Here is a 17861-nt window from a genome sequence, read left to right as displayed (position 1 = left end):
CCGCCGTCTCGGCCGGCCCCGGCCCCTGGGCCCGTGCCGGCCGAGACGGCGGGCGAGGCCGCGTCGACCAAGGACCGCCCGGCATGACCCACGAGGACATCGAGGCGACCAAGGCGCCGTTGATGGACCACCTGATCGAGCTGCGCTCGCGGCTCATCAAGTCGCTCATCGCCTTCGCGATCATGTTCATCCTCTGCTTCGCCTTCGCCAAGCAGATCTACAACGTGCTGGTGTGGCCCTTCGTGTGGGTCGCCGGGCCGGAGAACTCCAAGTTCATCTACACGGCGCTGCTGGAGTACTTCGTCACCCAGCTCAAGCTCGCCATGTTCGGCGCCGTGTTCCTGGCGTTCCCGGTGATCGCGACGCAGATCTACATGTTCGTCGCGCCCGGCCTCTACCGGCACGAGCGCAACGCCTTCCTGCCCTATCTGGTGGCGACCCCGATCTTCTTCCTGCTCGGCGCCATGGTGGTCTATTTCCTCGTGATGCCGATGCTGGTGCGCTTCTCGCTCGGCATGCAGCAGCTCGGCGGCGGGCAGACGGCCGACATCGCGCTCCTGCCCAAGGTCGGCGAGTATCTCGGCCTGATGATGAGCCTGGTGCTCGCCTTCGGGGTGGCGTTTCAGCTGCCCGTGATCCTGACGCTGCTCGGCCGCATCGGCATCGTCGATTCGGCGATGCTCAAGGCCAAGCGCCGCTACTTCATCGTCGGCGCCTTCGTGATCGCCGCGGTGCTGACCCCGCCCGACGTGATCTCGCAACTCTCCCTCGCCGTCCCGCTGATGATTCTCTACGAGGCCGCGATCCACTCGGTCCGCTTCGTCGAGACCAAGGCGAAGGACGAGAAGGCGAAGGCTGCCGCCGACGCCGGCTCGCCGCCGGCCGCCTCGACGCCCACCGGCTGACCGGCTCGGAACCGCCGGTCCCGCCGGGCGGCCCGCTCGCATCGTCGCCGCGCGGTCGCGACGGCGGTGCTATAAGGGCCGATCGATTCCGTCGCCGTTGTCACGCACGCCGCCAGAGCCCGTCCCATGTACGACATCAAGTGGATCCGCGAGAACCGCGAGACCTTCGACCGCGGCCTGCAGCGCCGGAACCTCGCGCCGCTCTCGGCCGAGTTGTTCGGGCTCGACGATCGTCGCCGCGCCGCCATCCAGGCGCTCGAAGCCGCGCAGGCGCGCCGCAACGCGGCGTCGAAGGAGATCGGCGAGGCGAAGAAGAGGAAGGACGAGGCCGCCGCGAAAGCCCTGATGGACGAGGTGGCGGGGCTCAAGACCTCGATTCCCGCCATGGAGGCGGAGGAGAAGGCGGCGAGCGCGGCCCTCGACGAGGCGCTGGCAAAAATTCCGAACACGCCGCTCGACGCGGTGCCCGATGGCGCCGACGAGCACGGCAATGTCGAGCATCACCGCTTCGGCGCGCCGCCGGTGCTGAGCTTCACGCCGCGCCAGCATTTCGAGCTGGGCGAAGGCCTGAAGCAGATGGACTTCGAGGCGGCGGCTCGTTTGTCGGGCGCCCGCTTCGTCGTGCTGAAGAGCAAGCTCGCCCGGCTCGAACGCGCGCTCGCCCAGTTCATGCTCGACCTGCACACGACCGAGCACGGCTACACCGAGGTGTCGCCGCCGCTGCTGGTGCGCGACGATGCCATGTTCGGCACGGCGCAGCTTCCGAAGTTTGAAGAGGATCAGTTTGAGGTTGGAGCGAAAGCCTCATTCATCAATAATCTTGAGCTGAAGGTTCGGGAGGAGCTAAAGGCCCTCTCGGCTAGCACGGTCAGCGACGAGGTTGTTAAGTCAGTTCAAGGGCATTTCATCGATTACTATCTGATGTCGAGGTTGGACCGTCGCTGGCTCATCCCCACGGCCGAAGTCCCGCTCACAAATCTCGTCCGTGAGCAGATTCTCGATGAAGCCGAGCTGCCGCTGCGGCTCACGGCCGGCACCTACTGCTTCCGCGCCGAGGCGGGGGCGGCGGGGCGCGACACGCGCGGCATGATCCGCCAGCACCAGTTCTACAAGGTCGAGCTGGTCTCGATCACGACGCCGGAGAAGAGCCTGGAGGAGCACGAGCGCATGCTCGCCTGCGCCGAAGAAGTGCTGCGCCGGCTCGGCCTGCATTACCGCGTCGTGACGCTGTGCACGGGCGACATGGGCTTCGCGTCCCAAAAAACCTACGACATCGAGGTGTGGCTGCCGGGGCAGGGGATGTTCAGAGAAATCTCCTCCTGCTCGGTGTGCGGCGACTTTCAGGCGCGCCGCATGAGCGCGCGCTACCGCACCGCCGAGGGCCGCGCCGTTCGGCCGGTCCACACCCTCAACGGCTCGGGCGTCGCGGTCGGCCGCGCCATGATCGCCGTGATGGAGAACTATCAGCAGGCCGACGGCTCGATCGCCGTGCCGGACGTGCTGCAGCCCTATATGGGCGGGTTGAAGGAAATCAGAAGCGAGTAGCGAATGGCGAATAGCGAGTAGGGAACGGGGTGTCCTCCGACCTCGTCCTGAGGAGGCCGCGCAGCGGCCGTCTCGAAGGGCGAGGGCGGCCCCACGACGAGTGGCCACATGGTTCGAGACGCGGCCTGCGGCCGCTCCTCACCATGAGGGGCGAGACGGTGCGACGGAGCGGAGGCTCACGCTCTCGGACCCACTGTTCGCTATTCGCAATTCGCTGATCGCTGCTCACCATCCGCCACTCGCTACTCGCTATTCGCTACTCGCTATTCGCCAACACCGAGAACCGATCCGTGCGCATCCTGGTCACCAACGACGACGGCATTCACGCGCCGGGGCTCGACGTCTGCGTCGAGATCGCCCGCGCCCTTTCGGACGACGTCTGGATCGTCGCGCCGGAGTTCGACCAGTCGGGCGTCTCGCACTCGCTGTCGCTCAACGATCCGCTGCGGCTGCGCGCCATCGAGGAGCGCCGCTTCGCCGTGAAGGGCACGCCGACCGACTGCGTGATCATGGGGGTGCGCCACATCCTCGGCGACAAGCGGCCCGACCTCGTGCTGTCCGGCGTCAACCGCGGCTCCAACGTCGCCGAGGACGTCACCTATTCGGGTACGATCGCCGGCGCCATCGAGGGCACGATCCTCGGAATCCCGTCGGTCGCGCTGTCGCAGTCCTACGGCGCCGAGAGCAAGCAGAAGCCGCACTGGGACACGGGGCTGCGCTACGGGCCGGACCTGATCCGCAAGGTGATCGACACCGGCATCCCGCGCGACGTGCTGATCAACATCAACTTCCCGGACTGCCGACCGGACGGCGTGAAGGGCGTCGCGGTGTCGAGCCAGGGTAAGCGCGACATCGACTGGCTGAAGATCGACCCGCGCTACGATGGTCGCGGCAACCCGTATTTCTGGATCGCCTTCGACCGGGTCAAGAAGAACCCGCCCGGCCGCGGCACCGACCTCGCCGGCCTCGCCGACAAGCGCATCACCGTCACGCCGCTCCGCCTCGACATGACCGACGAGCCGTTCATGACCAAGCTGGCGCAGGTGTTCTCGGGGGCGGGCGGCGCGTAAGTACACCCGTCGCGCGGCCGCGTCTCCAGCCGAGATCCACGGCGATATGTCCGGTCGTCCCGGGTCGGCGCGCCGCGCCGAGCCCGGGACCCATACCCCCGGTCTGTCGTGAGGCACCGGCACCGGGCGTATGGATCCCGGGCTCGCGGACCTTGCAGGTCCGCGCCCCGGGATGACGCCGAGGGAGTGCCGGCGCGCCGAATAAAAAACGGGGCGCCGAAGCGCCCCGTGATTTCTACTCGCTACTCGCTACTCGCTACTCGCTACTCGCCATTCGCCGTCGTCACGCCACCGCGGCGCGCTCGAAGGCCTGCGAGAGGATCTTGCTGAGATTGTCCTGCTGGAACGGCTTCTGCAGGGTGGGACGGTTCATGAACTTCTCGGGGAGGCCGCGCTCGCCGTAGCCGGTGGCGAAGACGAAGGGCAGGCCGCGCTCCTCGAGAATCTCGGCGACCGGGCTGACGGTCTGGCCGGCGAGGTTGACGTCGAGGATCGCCATGTCGAAGTCGCCGGTCTTGGCGAGCTTGATCGCGTCGTCGATCCGGCCGACCGCGCCGGCGACCGTGTATCCGAGATCGCCGAGCATGTCCTCGAGCAGCATCCGGATCATGATCTCGTCCTCGACGACGAGGATGTTCTTCGAATCGGCGGCCGCGTCAGCCTTGTCCATTGTTGCTCCGTCCTGTGATGCGCTCCGCCCCGTCGGACGGACCGTGTCGGCGAACCTGTCACGCGTAACGTCTCGGCCTCGATCCCCGCCCGGATGCCGGCTCCGAACTGCGCGCCGGAGAGCGCACTCACGGAGGCGGACCAGAAGGCAGTCACGCACCGGTCGACGGATCGAACGAACAAACCCGTGAACCAATCCGCGCCGGCGCGATTGGTTCCTCGTGGGTGAGAATTTCGTAACCTGCCCAGGCTAGCGCAGGTGCTATGGTTGTTAAGGCGTGAATGGGGCAAATTGGGGGTGGCCGCAACCCCGCACCTGCCGACAGGGCGAAAGGCCGCGTCCCGTGTGCTGCGTCCGGGCGTCCGAAGGAACGCGAGTGCGATGACGAGTGTCGCCGATCGGAGGATCGGCCCGATGGAGTTTCTGCTCGGTCTGCGCCGCCGCGGCATCGCCGATCCGGCCGTGCTGCGCGCCATGGAAGAGGTGCCGCGAGAGAACTTCGTGCGCGCCGACGACGCTGCGGTCGCCTATGCCGACCACGCGATGCCGATCGACTGCGGCCAGACGATCAGCCAGCCCTACGTGGTCGCCTACATGACCGAGAGGCTCTCGCTCGCGCCCGAGCACAAGGTGCTCGAGATCGGCACCGGCTCGGGCTATCAGGCCGCGGTGCTGTCGCGGCTCGCCGCCCGCGTGGTGACGATCGAGCGCTATCGCACGCTCGCCGAGCAGGCGCGGGCGAGGTTCGCGGCGCTCGGCTACGACAACATCGCGGTGGTGATCGGCGACGGGCGGGCCGGGGTGCCGGAGGAGGCGCCCTACGATCGCATCATCGTGACGGCGGCGGCCGAATCGATTCCGCGCGCGCTGGTCGATCAGCTCGCCGACGGCGGCGTCATGGTGCTGCCGCTCGGCCCGCAGGACGGCGCCCAGATCATCGTCCGCCTGACCAAGACGCCGAGCGGCCTGTTCCGCGAGAACTTCATCGGCGTCCGCTTCGTGCCGCTGCTGCCCGGGAAGGCACGGGAGCTGTAGCGTGTCCCGGACAAGGCATATCGGGCCGCGGGCCCGATATGCCGCCGAGCCGGGACCCAGGGGCGGCACGGCACTGCCTCGTTCGATCGCCCTGGGTCCCGGGTCACGGCGCGGTGCGCCGCGCCCGGGACACGAGTCCGGGCACGGGCGGAAGGCCGCGGTTGTCACCCGTCCGCCACACCCCGGCATGGCCGCTCCGCCCGGGGTTGCCGCGGCGCGGGGGCGTGCCGATATGTCGCCGGCGGCTGCGCCGCGCCGTCGTCCCCCGTCCGGCCGGAGCCCGTGCCGCCAATGTCGCCCCCGTTGTCCCCGCTGTCGCCCGTCATCTCGATCGAGGGCCTGACCAAGACTTATGCGTCCGGCTTCCAGGCGCTGAAGACGATCGACCTCGCCATCATGCGGGGCGAGATCTTCGCGCTGCTCGGCCCGAACGGCGCCGGCAAGACGACGCTGATCTCGATCGTCTGCGGCATCGTGCGGGCCTCGACCGGCACCGTCACGGTCGACGGCCACGACATCGTCACGGACTTTCGCGCGGCGCGGTCGCTGATCGGCCTCGTCCCGCAGGAGCTGACCACCGACGCGTTCGAGAGCGTGTGGGACACGGTGTCGTTCAGCCGCGGCCTGTTCGGCAAGCCGAGGAACCCGGCCCATATCGAGAAGGTGCTGCGCGATCTCTCGCTTTGGGAGAAGCGCGACAGCAAGATCATGACGCTGTCGGGCGGCATGAAGCGCCGGGTGCTGATCGCCAAGGCGCTGTCGCACGAGCCGCGCATCCTGTTCCTCGACGAGCCGACCGCCGGCGTCGACGTCGAGCTGCGCAAGGACATGTGGGAGGTGGTGCGGACGCTGCGCGCCTCCGGCGTCACCATCATCCTGACCACCCACTACATCGAGGAAGCCGAGGAGATGGCCGACCGCATCGGCGTCATCAACCACGGCGAGATTGTGCTGGTGGAGGAGAAGGCGACGCTGATGCGCGAGCTCGGCAAGAAGCAGCTCACCGTGCTGCTCAACGACCGGCTCGACGCGGTGCCCGAGGCGCTCGCCGGCTACGGCCTGACGCTCGCCGACGAGGGCAGGGCGCTGGTCTACGCCTACGACACCAAGGGCGAGCGCACCGGCATCACCCGGCTCCTGCAGGATCTGGCGGAGGCGGGGATCGGCTTCCACGACCTCGTCACCACCCAGAGCTCGCTCGAGGACATCTTCGTCGATCTCGTGAGGCAGCGCCGATGATCACCAATTTCCGGGCGGTGCAGGCCATCTACGTGTTCGAGATGTCGCGCACCGGGCGCACGCTCCTGCAGAGCATCGTGTCGCCGGTGCTGTCCACGTCGCTCTACTTCGTCGTGTTCGGCGCGGCGATCGGCTCGCGCATCTCCGAGATCGACGGGGTGCCGTACGGCGCCTTCATCGTCCCCGGGCTGATCATGCTCCTCTTGCTCACCCAGAGCGTCGCCAACGCCTCGTTCGGCATCTACTTCCCGCGCTTCACCGGGACCATCTACGAGATCCTCTCGGCGCCGGTGTCCTATGGCGAGATCGTGCTCGGCTATGTCGGGGCGGCGGCGACCAAGTCGATCATCCTCGGCCTGATCGTGCTCGCCACGGCCGGGCTGTTCGTGCCACTGCAGATCGCGCATCCGGTGTGGATGCTCGTCTTCCTGGTGCTGACCGCGGTGACGTTCAGCCTGCTCGGCTTCATCATCGGCATCTGGGCCGACGGCTTCGAGAAGCTTCAACTGGTGCCGCTGCTCGTCATCACGCCGCTGACCTTTCTGGGGGGCACGTTCTACTCGATCTCGGTGCTCCCGCCGGCGTGGCAGACCGTGGCGTTGTTCAACCCGGTCGTGTACCTGATCTCGGGCTTCCGCTGGGCCTTCTTCGAGACCGCCGACGTCCATGTCGGCGTCAGCCTGGCGATGACGCTCGTCTTCCTCGGCGCCTGCCTCGCAACCATCGCGTGGATCTTCCGCACCGGCTATCGCCTCAAGGCGTGACGCCACGGGTTGCAGCAATGTGTCGGCACAGTTAACGCAAAGAAGAACAAAAGAAGAACAAACGTCCTCGTCGGGTGAGCACGCCGGCGGCTGCGCGACCGCCAACATACGGACGCGGCAATGCAAAGTTCCATTGTAATCGTAAAGGAAACGTCTTTCCGGAAGGTCGAGGGTTAAATCAATCTTTACTCGCGCGGTGCTTAACTCGGGCCTGTCTCCGTGTGTGTCCGTTGTCCGTCGCGTAGAGTGAGTGAGCCGATGCGTACGATCGTCGAGTCGTCGAGCCCGTACTGCGTATCGCGGGTGCTGGTCCTGCTCATGGTCGGCTTCGGCGTGGCGAACTGCAGCACCGACTCGACGCGGCTCGCGGAGAGTCCCCTCCAGAATCCCTATTCGGGCGGTGGCCGGCCGTCCTACGAGACCACCGGCTCGGTGCCGGGCGGGCAGGGCGCTCCGGTCGGGCGCGTCGATTCGCGACCGCTCGGCCAGCCGGTTGCGGCCCAGCCGCTGCCGCCGGCCGCGGCGCCGGCCCCGACTTACGCCTCTTATGGAGCGCCCGTGTCCTACGGGGCGCCGCCCGCGTCGCATCACGGCGCCGTCGCCGGCGGCGGTGTCGCCGGCGGCGGGCGCGGGCTCGGGTCCTATCAGCCGGCGCCGCAAGCCGCGGCGCCGAAGCCCGCCTACGAGCGGGTCGCCTCGGCCGACATCACCGGCGCCGTGCCGCGCCTGCAGACCGCCAAGCCGATGACCGCGGCGGCGCCCGGCTGGCAGTGGGAGGGCGGCACCCCCGTTACGGTGTCGCCGGGCGATTCCTTCGCCTCGCTGTCGAAGCGCTACGGCGTGCCCGCCAACGTGATCGCCGAGGCCAACGGCCTCGCCCCGACCGCGACGCTGCACGCCGGCCGCCGGCTGGTGATCCCGCGCTATGCCGGACCGTCGACGGCCGCCGCAGCCCCCGCTCCGAGCCCGGCGGCCCCGCCGGCCGTGCAGCCGGTGTCGGCGGCCGGCCCGCGCACCGCCGCCGGCGCGGTCCATGTCGTCGGCCCGGGCGACACGATGATCGGCATCTCGAAGCGCTATCAGGTCAAGATCGGCGACCTCGCCGCGGCCAACAACATCCAGCCGCACGCCATGCTCAAGCTCGGCGACCGCCTGGTGATCCCGGGTCGCGGCGGCCGGACCGCCTTCGTGCCGCCGCAGCCGGCCGCGGCCCCCGCTCCGGTCGCGCAGGCCCCGGTCGCTCCGGCGCCTGCGCCGGTCCGCACCGCGGCAGCGCCGCAGGCCGCACCGCCGCCGGTGCCGGCCCAGCAACAGACCAAGCTCGCCTCGCTGGAGCCGCCGGCGACCGCCTCGGTTCACCGCACCACGGTCGCCGATCCGCCCGCCGACGACGACCGCGAGGCGCGCAACGGCGCCCTGTCGTTCCGCTGGCCCGTGAAGGGCCGGGTGATCGCCGGCTTCGGCAAGACCAACGGCCAGCAGAACGACGGCATCAATCTCGCCGTGCCGGAGGGCACCGCGGTGCGGGCCGCCGAGGACGGCATCGTCGCCTATGCGGGCAGCGAGCTGAAGGGCTACGGCAATCTGGTGCTGATCCGCCACGCCAACGGCTTCGTCACCGCCTACGCCCACAACAGCGAGCTGATGGTGAAGCGCAACGACCAGGTGCGGCGCGGCCAGGTGATCGCCAAGTCGGGCCAGACCGGCTCGGTCTCGGCGCCGCAGCTCCACTTCGAGATCCGCAAGGGCTCGGCGCCCGTCGACCCGGTGCCGCATCTGCCCGGCGCGTGAGCCGGGCGGTTCGACCGCAAACGACCGTCGTGACTGCGATGCCCGGCCCAGCGCCGGGCATCGGCGTTTCAAACCTCTCCCCGCTGTGCGGGGAGAGGTCGACGTTCGCGCGATCAGCGCGGACGTCGGGTGAGGGGGCGTCTCCACAAGTCGCGGCGTTTCGGTTCGAGGAAGCGCCCCCTCACCCGACTCGCCGCCTTGCGGCGAGCCACCCTCTTGTCGCGCAAGAGCGCGACCCCGCGCGCGGGGAGAGGGAAAACGGTGGCGCGGCTCTCCCGGCGTCAGGCGCCGTGCGCGCGGCGTCACGCCTCGCTCAGCGTCACCTCGAGGCGACCGGCCAGATCCTGGATGAACTGCCAGGCGACGCGGCCGGAGCGCGAGCCGCGGGTGGTCGCCCATTCCAGTGCCTCGCGGCGCAGCGCGTCGGCCGCGATCGGGATCTTGTGGTGGTCGACGTAGCCCTGGACCATGGCGAGATACTCGTCCTGGCTGCAGCGGTGGAAGCCGAGCCACAGGCCGAAGCGGTCCGACAGCGACACCTTCTCCTCGATCGCCTCGCCCGGATTGATCGCGGTCGCGCGCTCGTTCTCCATCATGTCGCGCGGCAGCAGATGCCGGCGGTTGGAGGTCGCGTAGAGAATCACGTTCTCGGGCCGGCCCTCGATGCCACCTTCCAGCACAGCCTTGAGCGACTTGTAGGAGGTGTCGGCGGCGTCGAAGGAGAGGTCGTCGCAGAACACGATGAACCGGCACGCGGGCGCGGCGCGCAGGAGGCCCATCAGGTCGGGCAGGCTCTCGATGTCCTCGCGGTGGATCTCGATCAGCTTGAGCGTGCCGGCCTTGGGGCCGAGCGCGGCATTGACGCCGGCGTGGACGGCCTTGACCAGCGACGACTTGCCCATGCCGCGGGCGCCCCACAGGAGCGCGTTGTTGGCCGGCAGGCCGCGGGCGAAGCGCTCGGTGTTGGCGAGGAGCTGGTCACGGACGCTGTCGATGCCGCACAGGAGCGACATGTCCACCCGGTTGACGTGTGGCACCGGGGCGAGGCGGCGGCCCTCCGGCTGCCAGACGAAGGCCTCGGCGACGCTCATGTCGGGCGCCGCGGGGGCGGGTGGCGCCAGCCGCTCCAGGGCGGCGGCGATGCGCTCCAGCAAGGCGTCCTGGGGGGGCGTGGAAGCGGCGAGGGCAGGGGTGGCAGGCTGATTGGCAGGCTGATGCATGGCGTCCGGCTCCGGGGGGTTCCCCATACCGGGGGGAGGGCGCCGCCGCAAGGCGGGCCGCCGTCCGGCTCTGCGTTCGACGCAGGGCTCGATGCAACCTGCTGCCGCGACAGGAAGACCCGTGCCGCGCCGTTGCAATCGACGGCCCCCCCGGTATAGTCCCGGCGGTTTTTCGCCCCGGCCCGTGCAGACCACCGGGCCTCGGGGGCTGTCCGTCTTCCGAAGGAGCACCAGTCGATGTTCGTGACGCCCGCCTATGCCCAGGCCGCCGCAGCGACGAGCGGCACCGAGATGATGATGTCGCTGCTGCCGTTCATCCTCATCTTCGTGATCATGTATTTCCTCATCCTGCGGCCGCAGCAGAAGCGCGCCAAGCAGCACCAGGAGATGATCAAGAACGTCCGTCGCGGCGACAGTGTCGTCACCTCGGGCGGCATCGTCGCCAAGGTCACCAAGGTGATCGACGACAACGAGATCGAGATCGAGCTTGCGGACGGCGTCCGGGCACGCCAGATCCGCGCCATGGTGGCGGAGGTCCGGGCCAAGGGCGAACCCGTGAAGGACGAGGCCGTCAAGGCGGGCTGACCGCGCTGGTCACGGGGGCTGGGCGCCTACCCCCACGCCGCCGTCCGTCGTAACGCCGTCCGCCACGCCGTCGTCCGCCACGTCGCTGTCCGCCACGCCGTCCGCGCCGGTCGGCGCGCCAATCGGGAACTCGAGGCTCATGCTCTATTTTTCGCGGTGGAAGGCGACCGCCATCCTGCTCGGGACGTTGCTGGTCTGCCTCTTCGCGGTGCCGAACTTCCTGCCCGACAGCGTCGTCGACAAGTGGCCCAAATGGGCGCAGCGCCACGTCGTGCTCGGCCTCGATCTGCAGGGCGGCTCGCACATTCTGCTCGAGGTCGATTCGAACGCGGTGCGTCGCGAGAAGGTCGAGAACCTGCGCGACGACGTGCGCCGTGCGCTGCGCGACGCCAAGATAGGCTACACCGGCCTGACCGCGCGCGGCGACACGGTCGAGGTCCGGGTCCGCGAGGCGGCCGACGTGCCGCAGGCGCTGACCAAGCTGCGCGAGCTGTCGCAGCCGCTCGGCGGCCTCCTTGGCGGCAGCGGCCAGCGCTCCGTCGACATCACCGACCAGGGCAACGGCGTCGTCCGGCTGACCGTCACCCAGGCCGCCATGACGGAGCGCATCCGCCAGTCGGTCGAGCAGTCGATCCAGATCATCGAGCGCCGCGTCAACGAGCTCGGCACCGTCGAGCCGTCGATCCAGCGCCAGGGCATCGACCGCATCCTGGTGCAGGTGCCGGGCCTGCAGGATCCCTCGCGCCTCAAGGATCTGCTCGGCAAGACCGCGAAGCTCACCTTCCGGCTGGTCGACATGAACAACAGCGCCGCCGACGCGGCGCAGACCGGCCGGGTGCCGCCCGACGACGAGCTGCTCTACGAAGGCCGCGGCGGCCAGCGGACCCCGATCCTGGTCGAGAAGCGGATCATGGTGTCGGGCGAGGATCTCACCGACGCCCAGCCCGGCTTCGACAACCGCACCAGCGAGCCGATCGTCTCGTTCCGCTTCAACACGACCGGCGCCCGCCGCTTCGCCCAGACCACCCAGGAGAATGTCGGCCGGCCGTTCGCCATCGTACTCGACAACGAGGTGATCTCGGCCCCGGTGATCCGCGAGCCGATTCTCGGCGGCTCGGGGCAGATCTCCGGCAACTTCACGGTCGAAAGCGCCAACGACCTCGCCATCCTGCTGCGCGCCGGCGCCCTGCCGGCGCCGCTGACCATCGTCGAGGAGCGCACCGTGGGCGCCGGCCTCGGGCAGGACTCGATCGAGAAGGGCAAGATCGCCGCCTATGTCGGCTCCGGCCTGGTGGTGGTCTACATCCTCGCCACCTACGGCATGCTGGGGCTGTTCGCCAACATCGCGGTCGCCGTCAACGTGGCGATGATCTTCGGCATCCTGTCGCTCCTCAACGCCACTCTGACGCTGCCCGGCATCGCCGGCATCGTGCTCACGGTCGGCATGGCGGTCGACGCCAACGTGCTGATCTACGAGCGCATGCGCGAGGAGGCACGCGGCGGCCGCTCCGCCATCAACGCCATCGACGCCGGCTTCTCGCGGGCGCTCGCCACCATTCTCGACGCCAACATCACCACCCTGATCGCCGCCGTGGTGCTGTTCTTCCTCGGCTCGGGCCCGGTCCGCGGGTTCGCCCTCACGCTGATCATCGGCATCTTCACCACGGTGTTCACGGCCTTCACGCTGTCGCGGCTGATCGTGGCCTTCTGGGTGCGGATGACGCGGCCCGCCGCCGTCCCGATCTGACCGTCCGGAGCCCCTCGTGAAGCTTCTGCGCCTCGTTCCAGACGACACCAACCTGCCGTTCATGAAGTGGCGGCGGATCACGTTTCCGCTGTCGGGCCTCCTGTCGCTCCTCGCCATCGCGCTGTTCTTCACGGTCGGGCTGAACTTCGGCATCGACTTCCGGGGCGGCACCCTGATGGAGATCCAGGCCAAGAACGGCGCGACGGCCGATCTCGGCGAGATCCGCTCGAAGCTCACGGCGCTCGACCTCGGCGAGGTGCAGCTCCAGCGCTTCGGCGCGCCGTCCGACGTGCTGATCAGGCTCGCCCAGCAGCCGGGCGGCGACGAGGCCCAGCAGGCGGCGGTCCGCAAGGTCCGCGACACGCTCGGCGACGGCTACGACTACCGCCGCGTCGAGGTGGTCGGCCCGCGCGTCTCCGGCGAGCTCGTCCAGAACGGCGTGCTCGGCATGCTGGTCGCCATCATCGGGATCCTGGTCTATCTGTGGTTCCGCTTCGAGTGGGAGTTCGCCGTCGGGGCGACCATCGCCACGCTGCACGACGTGGTGCTGACCATCGGCTTCTACAGCGTGAGCCAGATCGACTTCGATCTGTCGTCGGTCGCCGCCGTGCTGACGATCATGGGCTTCTCGGTCAACGACACCGTCGTCATCTACGACCGCATCCGCGAGATGCTGCGGCGCTACAAGAAGATGCCGCTGGAGGAGCTGCTCGACCTCGCGATGAACTCGACGCTATCGCGCACCGCCATCACCTCGACGACCGTCATCCTGTCGCTGCTCGGCATGTTCTTCTTCGGGCCGGAGGCGATCCAGAGCTTCGTCCAGGCGATGCTGTTCGGCGCCATCGTCGGCGTCTACTCCTCGGCCTTCATCGCCGCGCCGCTGCTGATCTATTTCGGCCTGCGCGTGCGCGCCGTGGCCGAGGAGGGCGAGGGCGAGGCGAAGACGCGGGCCAAGGCGCGGACCTGACGGCGACATGCCGCTCGACCGCGCCGACCGCCACCTGCCGCGCCCGGCCCTGATCGATTCTTACGGGGACGGCGGCTTCCGGCTCGGCGACCTGTCGCATCGCGGCGCGCTGGTCTGCCTCACCGACGGGATCTGGGCGGCCGACATCGCCGCGCCCGAAGCGATCGGCGACGACCTTATCGCCTTCGTGGCCGGCAGCACGCCGCCGGTGGAGCACCTGCTGATCGGCAGCGGGGCGGCGCCGTGGATCGTGCCCGACGCGCTGCGGGCGCGCCTGCGCGAGCACGGCATGGTCGTCGAGAGCATGACCACGGGGCCGGCGGTGCGCACCTGGAACATGCTGCTGGTCGAGCGCCGCCGCGTCGGGGCGATCCTGCTGCCGGTGCTTTGAAGCGGTTCTTGTGGCGATGAATCAGCCTCGTCATGCCCGCGCTCGTCGCGGGCATCCACGTCGTCCGGGCTGTCGTAAAGCAAGAGCGTGGATGGCCGGGACGAGCCCGGCCATGACGGTACGAGCTCGGCATCCCGCAGGGTGATCCATTGAGCATCGACTCCTTCGCCCATTGCGAGGCGCTCGTCCGCGAGCAGGACCGCGACCGCTGGCTCGCCGCGCTGTTCGCGCCGGCGGAGCGGCGCCCGCATCTGTTCGCGCTGTACGCCTTCAATGCCGAGATCGCCCGGGTCCGGTCGGTGGTCCGCACACCCATGGCGGGCGAGATCCGGCTGCAGTGGTGGCGCGACGCGCTTTCGGGCGAGGGCCACGGCGACGTGCGATCGAACCCGGTCACCGCCGCGCTGCTCGACACGGTCACGGCCTGCGACCTCCCGGTCGCGACGCTTCTCGACCTGATCGAGGCGCGCAGCTTCGACCTCTACGACGACCCGATGCCGAGCCTCGACGCGCTCTACGGCTATGTGAGGAAAACCTCGTCGGCGACGATCGCGCTGGCCGCCCACATCCTCGCCGGTCCGGACCCGGTCGTCGCGGCGCTCGCCGGCCCGGCCGGCCTCGGCTGGGGCCTCGCCCGCCTCGTGCAGGCGGTTCCGGCGCATTCTTCACGCGGGCAGATCTACGTTCCGGCCGATCTCCTGCGCGAGCACGGCGTCGACCCGGGCGATCTTTTGGCGCGGCGCGTCAGCCCGGGCCTCGTCGCGGCGCTGGCGGATCTGCGGGCCCGCGCCCGGCTGGAGCTCGCCGAGGCGGAGCGGGCGACCGCCATGGTCCCGGTCGCCGCCCGGCCCGCCTTCCTGCCGGCGGCGCTCGCCGCGCCGCTGCTCGACCGGCTCGACCGGGTGCAGGCCGCCGACCCGTACGCCGCGATCGAGCTCGCGCCCTGGCGACGCCAGTGGGTCCTCTGGCGCGCCGCGCGAAAGATGAGATGATCGATCGTTCCTCCACGTGCCCCGGACAAGGCCCGTCGGGCCGCAGGCCGGACGGGCCGCCGAGCCGGGGCCCAGGGGCGACACGCGACCGCCTCGCTCGATCGCCTCTGGGTCCCGGGTCACGGCGCGTTGCGCCGCGCCCGGGACACGAGGCCCGTCAGATTCGAGGGGCCACCGGACTCACTCCGCCGCGGCCGGCAGGGCGCCGCGCCAGGCGTCCAGGTCCGCAAGGGCGCGGGCGGAGAGGGCCTGCTTGCGGGCGACCGTCTTGGCGGTGCCGCGCAGCCTCCCGCCGTCCGGCGTCTTCACCACCGAGCGCTCCAGTGGCGGGAACAGGCCGAAATTGACGTTCATGGGCTGGAAGGAGCGCGGCCCGGCGTCGATCGTCACCACGTGGCCGCCCGTGATGTGGCCGAGCAGGGCGCCGTGCGCCGTCGTCGCCGGCGGCGGCGCGACCGTCTCGCCGCGCCGCTCGGCGGCGGCGAACAGGCCGGCCATCAGGCCGACCGCGGCCGATTCGACATAGCCCTCGCAGCCGGTGATCTGGCCGGCGAAACGCAGCCGCGGCATCGCCTTCAGCCGCAGCGTCTCGTCGAGCAGGCGCGGCGACTCCAGGAACGTGTTGCGGTGGATGCCGCCCAGCCGCGCGAACTCGGCGTTCTCCAGGCCCGGAATCATCCGGAAAACACGCACTTGCTCGGCGTGCTTCATCTTGGTCTGGAAGCCCACCATGTTGAACAGCGTGCCGAGCCGGTTGTCTTGGCGGAGCTGGACGACGGCGAACGGCTTCTGGTCCGGCTTGTGCGGGTTGGTCAGGCCGACCGGCTTCATCGGCCCCCAGCGCAGCGTGTCGGCGCCGCGTTCGGCCATCACCTCCACGGGCAGGCAGCCGTCGAAATAGGGCGTCGCCGCCTCGAAGTCGCGGAACGCGACCTTCTCGGCCGAGAGGAGCGCGGCCACGAAGGCCTCGTACTGGTCGCGATCGAGCGGGCAGTTGAGATAGTCGGCGCCCGACCCGCCGGGGCCGGCCTTGTCGTAGCGCGACTGTGCCCAGGCGACCGACATGTCGATCGAGTCGCGATGGACGATCGGCGCGATGGCGTCGAAGAAGGCGAGCGCGTCGGCGCCGGTGAGCTCGCGCACCGCCGCGGCGAGCGGCTCCGAGGTCAGCGGGCCGGTGGCGACGATGACGCTGTCCCAGTCGGCCGGCGGCAGGCCGGCGATCTCCTCGCGCCTGATCTCGATCAGCGGATGGGCGACGAGGGCCGCCGTCACGGCGGCCGAGAAGGCGTCGCGGTCGACCGCGAGCGCGCCGCCGGCCGGCACCTGGTTGGCGTCGGCCGAGCGCATCACCAGCGAGCCGAGCCGGCGCATCTCGGCATGCAGCAGGCCGACCGCGTTGGTCGCGGCGTCGTCGGAGCGGAAAGAGTTCGAGCAGACGAGCTCGGCGAGGCCCTCGGTCTTATGGGCCGCGGTGGCGCGGCCGGGCCGCATCTCGTGCAGCACCACGGGAACGCCGCGGGAGGCGATCTGCCAGGCCGCCTCGCTGCCGGCGAGGCCGCCGCCGATGACATGAATGGGCTGCATGAATCCGCTCGTCTGGCGGCCGAGCATCACCAACGGCCGGCGCGCGCAGTGGACCGCGCGACCGGGCCGCACGCCGGCCGGTTCGTCCGGTCGATATAGGGGAGGGGGGGCCGAAAAGAAAAGCGCCCGCCGGTGAGGGCGGGCGACTTTTGGGTGCAGCGACGACGTAGCGAATCGGAGGGCCGGGCTCGATCAGGAGCCGGTCGCAGGCCGGGCGCCGTGTCGGCGCCCAACGGCGTGGCGGATCGGTCGCCCGATCACTCGGCCTTGGCGGCGTCCCAGGCGATCTGCTGGATGTCGGCGCGCATGATGCCGATGTCGGCCAGCTCACGGTCGCCGAGGCGGCTCAGCTCGCGCAGGCTGTCATTGTACTTGCGCCACACGCGGAAGACGTGGACGAGCTTGGAGAAGAGATACATGGTAACCCCCGAATTCCATCGCGCGGGTTTGTGCCCTCGCGAAGTCTTTGTTGCATAAATAAGTTGCTGAATTCGGACGAGAAGAGCTTCATTTTGCGATGCAGCTATTCATCTGCTGCATTGGCGAGCAGCAAATGCACAATCCGTGCTCAGGTGTGGCGATCCGGTTCAATGGTGCCGACGGGGTGGTCACGCGCCGAACCGGACGGAGACGCTCGGCTGGCGCGAGAACAGGCGGCGCGCGGAGCGCGCCTGATCGATAGGCATCCGGCGGGCCGGCCGTGACACGCGCCGATCGCCGGGCCGAGGTCCCGCGGCCGTGAACCTCTCGGCCGTCTAGAACCACCAATCCCCGGGGACGAGCATCCGCCGCATTTCGGCGATAGGGACGAGCATGATCACCCATACGGCCGGGCAGACCCGCGGCGCTCGGCGCGGTCCGCAGGCGCGCGTGGATCGCATCGAACCGTCGGTCGGCCGGTTGCGCCGGGTGGCGGGGCGCGCCAGTCTCGCCTTCGCGACCTTCCCGAGAATCACCGTAACGGGTCGGACGATGGCGTCCGACCGCATTGGAGGACCTGGATGAATCGTCGCTTGATAGCCCTCGCGGCGGCGGCTGCCGCGATCGTGGCAAGTCCGTCGCTGCAGGCCGCCCCGCTCGGCGCAGCCGGCGGGCTCGGGGCGGCCGCCGATGCGGCGGCCGTGGTCGATACCGTCCAGTATTACTATGGCGGCTATCAGCACTGCTGGTATCCGAACGGCTGGCGTGGTCCGGGCTTTTACCGCTGCGGCTTCAACTGGCGGCGCGGCTTAGGCTGGGGCGGCCCGGCCGGCTGGCAGGGCTGGGCGGTGCCGGGCCCGCGCTATTACGGGCCACCGCGCGTCTATGGTCCGCCGCCGCGCGCCTACGGCCCGCCGCCGCGCGTCTACG

18 protein-coding genes are annotated in these 17861 nt (G+C 69.7%); 13 read left to right on the top strand and 5 right to left on the bottom strand.

Annotated features, from left to right (window positions below; genetic code table 11):
- The first annotated feature begins 83 nt into the window (after positions 1 to 83).
- The 3 genes from tatC to surE all read left to right on the top strand — a co-directional run bounded on the left by tatC (position 84) and on the right by surE (position 3520).
- A complete protein-coding gene (tatC, locus tag CCR97_RS30250) occupies positions 84 to 905 on the top strand; it encodes a twin-arginine translocase subunit TatC (protein WP_111359049.1) in 822 nt (273 codons plus the stop codon).
- Between the two features lie 126 nt (positions 906 to 1031).
- Complete coding sequence (gene serS, locus CCR97_RS30245; protein WP_111359050.1) at positions 1032 to 2450, top strand: serine--tRNA ligase; 1419 nt, start codon at positions 1032 to 1034, stop codon at positions 2448 to 2450.
- A 290-nt stretch (positions 2451 to 2740) separates the two neighbouring features.
- Positions 2741 to 3520, top strand: coding sequence for a 5'/3'-nucleotidase SurE (gene surE, locus CCR97_RS30240; protein WP_111359051.1), 780 nt, complete (start codon positions 2741 to 2743; stop codon positions 3518 to 3520).
- Positions 3521 to 3803: 283 nt separating this feature from the next.
- Here surE and CCR97_RS30235 read toward each other — a convergent pair whose 3' ends face one another.
- Positions 3804 to 4190: a response regulator gene (locus CCR97_RS30235; protein WP_111359754.1), complete on the bottom strand. Its 387-nt coding sequence runs from the start codon at positions 4188 to 4190 to the stop codon at positions 3804 to 3806.
- A 414-nt stretch (positions 4191 to 4604) separates the two neighbouring features.
- Here CCR97_RS30235 and CCR97_RS30230 point away from each other — a divergent pair, with 414 nt between their 5' ends.
- The 4 genes from CCR97_RS30230 to CCR97_RS30215 all read left to right on the top strand — a co-directional run bounded on the left by CCR97_RS30230 (position 4605) and on the right by CCR97_RS30215 (position 9019).
- Entirely contained in the window at positions 4605 to 5225 is a 621-nt protein-coding gene (locus CCR97_RS30230) for a protein-L-isoaspartate(D-aspartate) O-methyltransferase (protein WP_201160198.1), read from the top strand.
- A gap of 312 nt (positions 5226 to 5537) precedes the next feature.
- Positions 5538 to 6464, top strand: coding sequence for an ABC transporter ATP-binding protein (locus tag CCR97_RS30225; protein WP_111359755.1), 927 nt, complete (start codon positions 5538 to 5540; stop codon positions 6462 to 6464).
- Entirely contained in the window at positions 6461 to 7228 is a 768-nt protein-coding gene (locus CCR97_RS30220) for an ABC transporter permease (RefSeq protein ID WP_111359752.1), read from the top strand. The genes CCR97_RS30225 and CCR97_RS30220 overlap by 4 nt, the downstream gene beginning before the upstream one ends.
- 258 nt (positions 7229 to 7486) lie before the next feature.
- Positions 7487 to 9019, top strand: a complete 1533-nt coding sequence (locus tag CCR97_RS30215) for a LysM peptidoglycan-binding domain-containing M23 family metallopeptidase (RefSeq protein ID WP_201160197.1) — start codon at positions 7487 to 7489, stop codon at positions 9017 to 9019.
- 302 nt (positions 9020 to 9321) lie between these two features.
- Here CCR97_RS30215 and CCR97_RS30210 read toward each other — a convergent pair whose 3' ends face one another.
- Positions 9322 to 10266: an ATP-binding protein gene (locus tag CCR97_RS30210; protein WP_111359060.1), complete on the bottom strand. Its 945-nt coding sequence runs from the start codon at positions 10264 to 10266 to the stop codon at positions 9322 to 9324.
- 210 nt (positions 10267 to 10476) lie between these two features.
- Between CCR97_RS30210 and yajC the strand changes: the two genes are divergently transcribed.
- The gene (yajC, locus tag CCR97_RS30205) at positions 10477 to 10824 is read left to right on the top strand and encodes a preprotein translocase subunit YajC (RefSeq protein ID WP_111359061.1); all 348 of its coding nucleotides are present in this window, start codon (positions 10477 to 10479) and stop codon (positions 10822 to 10824) included.
- A gap of 9 nt (positions 10825 to 10833) precedes the next feature.
- On the opposite strand, the gene CCR97_RS32185 is transcribed toward yajC, so the two are convergent.
- Complete coding sequence (locus CCR97_RS32185) at positions 10834 to 10965, bottom strand: hypothetical protein (RefSeq protein ID WP_274611570.1); 132 nt, start codon at positions 10963 to 10965, stop codon at positions 10834 to 10836.
- On the opposite strand from CCR97_RS32185, the gene secD reads away from it, so the two are divergent.
- The 4 genes from secD (at position 10964) to CCR97_RS30185 (ending at position 14924) form a co-directional block, all read left to right on the top strand.
- The gene (gene secD / locus CCR97_RS30200; protein ID WP_111359062.1) at positions 10964 to 12571 is read left to right on the top strand and encodes a protein translocase subunit SecD; all 1608 of its coding nucleotides are present in this window, start codon (positions 10964 to 10966) and stop codon (positions 12569 to 12571) included. The two genes, CCR97_RS32185 and secD, sit on opposite strands and share 2 nt — an antisense overlap.
- A gap of 16 nt (positions 12572 to 12587) precedes the next feature.
- Positions 12588 to 13541 carry a protein translocase subunit SecF gene (gene secF / locus CCR97_RS30195; RefSeq protein WP_420826112.1) on the top strand — a complete coding sequence of 318 codons (954 nt, stop codon included), beginning with the start codon at positions 12588 to 12590 and terminating at the stop codon, positions 13539 to 13541.
- 7 nt (positions 13542 to 13548) lie between these two features.
- The gene (locus CCR97_RS30190; RefSeq protein ID WP_111359063.1) at positions 13549 to 13932 is read left to right on the top strand and encodes an Mth938-like domain-containing protein; all 384 of its coding nucleotides are present in this window, start codon (positions 13549 to 13551) and stop codon (positions 13930 to 13932) included.
- Positions 13933 to 14081: 149 nt separating this feature from the next.
- Positions 14082 to 14924, top strand: coding sequence for a phytoene/squalene synthase family protein (locus tag CCR97_RS30185; protein ID WP_207199636.1), 843 nt, complete (start codon positions 14082 to 14084; stop codon positions 14922 to 14924).
- 180 nt (positions 14925 to 15104) lie between these two features.
- Here the strand turns inward: CCR97_RS30185 and trmFO are convergent, their stop codons facing one another.
- Positions 15105 to 16511: a methylenetetrahydrofolate--tRNA-(uracil(54)-C(5))-methyltransferase (FADH(2)-oxidizing) TrmFO gene (gene trmFO, locus CCR97_RS30180; protein ID WP_420826111.1), complete on the bottom strand. Its 1407-nt coding sequence runs from the start codon at positions 16509 to 16511 to the stop codon at positions 15105 to 15107.
- A 257-nt stretch (positions 16512 to 16768) separates the two neighbouring features.
- Positions 16769 to 16930: a DUF1127 domain-containing protein gene (locus CCR97_RS30175; RefSeq protein WP_111360476.1), complete on the bottom strand. Its 162-nt coding sequence runs from the start codon at positions 16928 to 16930 to the stop codon at positions 16769 to 16771.
- A 582-nt stretch (positions 16931 to 17512) separates the two neighbouring features.
- Here CCR97_RS30175 and CCR97_RS30170 point away from each other — a divergent pair.
- Positions 17513 to 17861, top strand: a 349-nt coding sequence (locus CCR97_RS30170; protein WP_201160196.1) for a hypothetical protein, incomplete at its 3' end; no start/stop codon positions are given.

It is taken from the genome of Rhodoplanes elegans (assembly GCF_016653355.1).
Lineage (GTDB): Bacteria > Pseudomonadota > Alphaproteobacteria > Rhizobiales > Xanthobacteraceae > Rhodoplanes > Rhodoplanes elegans.
This window is presented reverse-complemented; position numbering and strand designations above follow the sequence as displayed.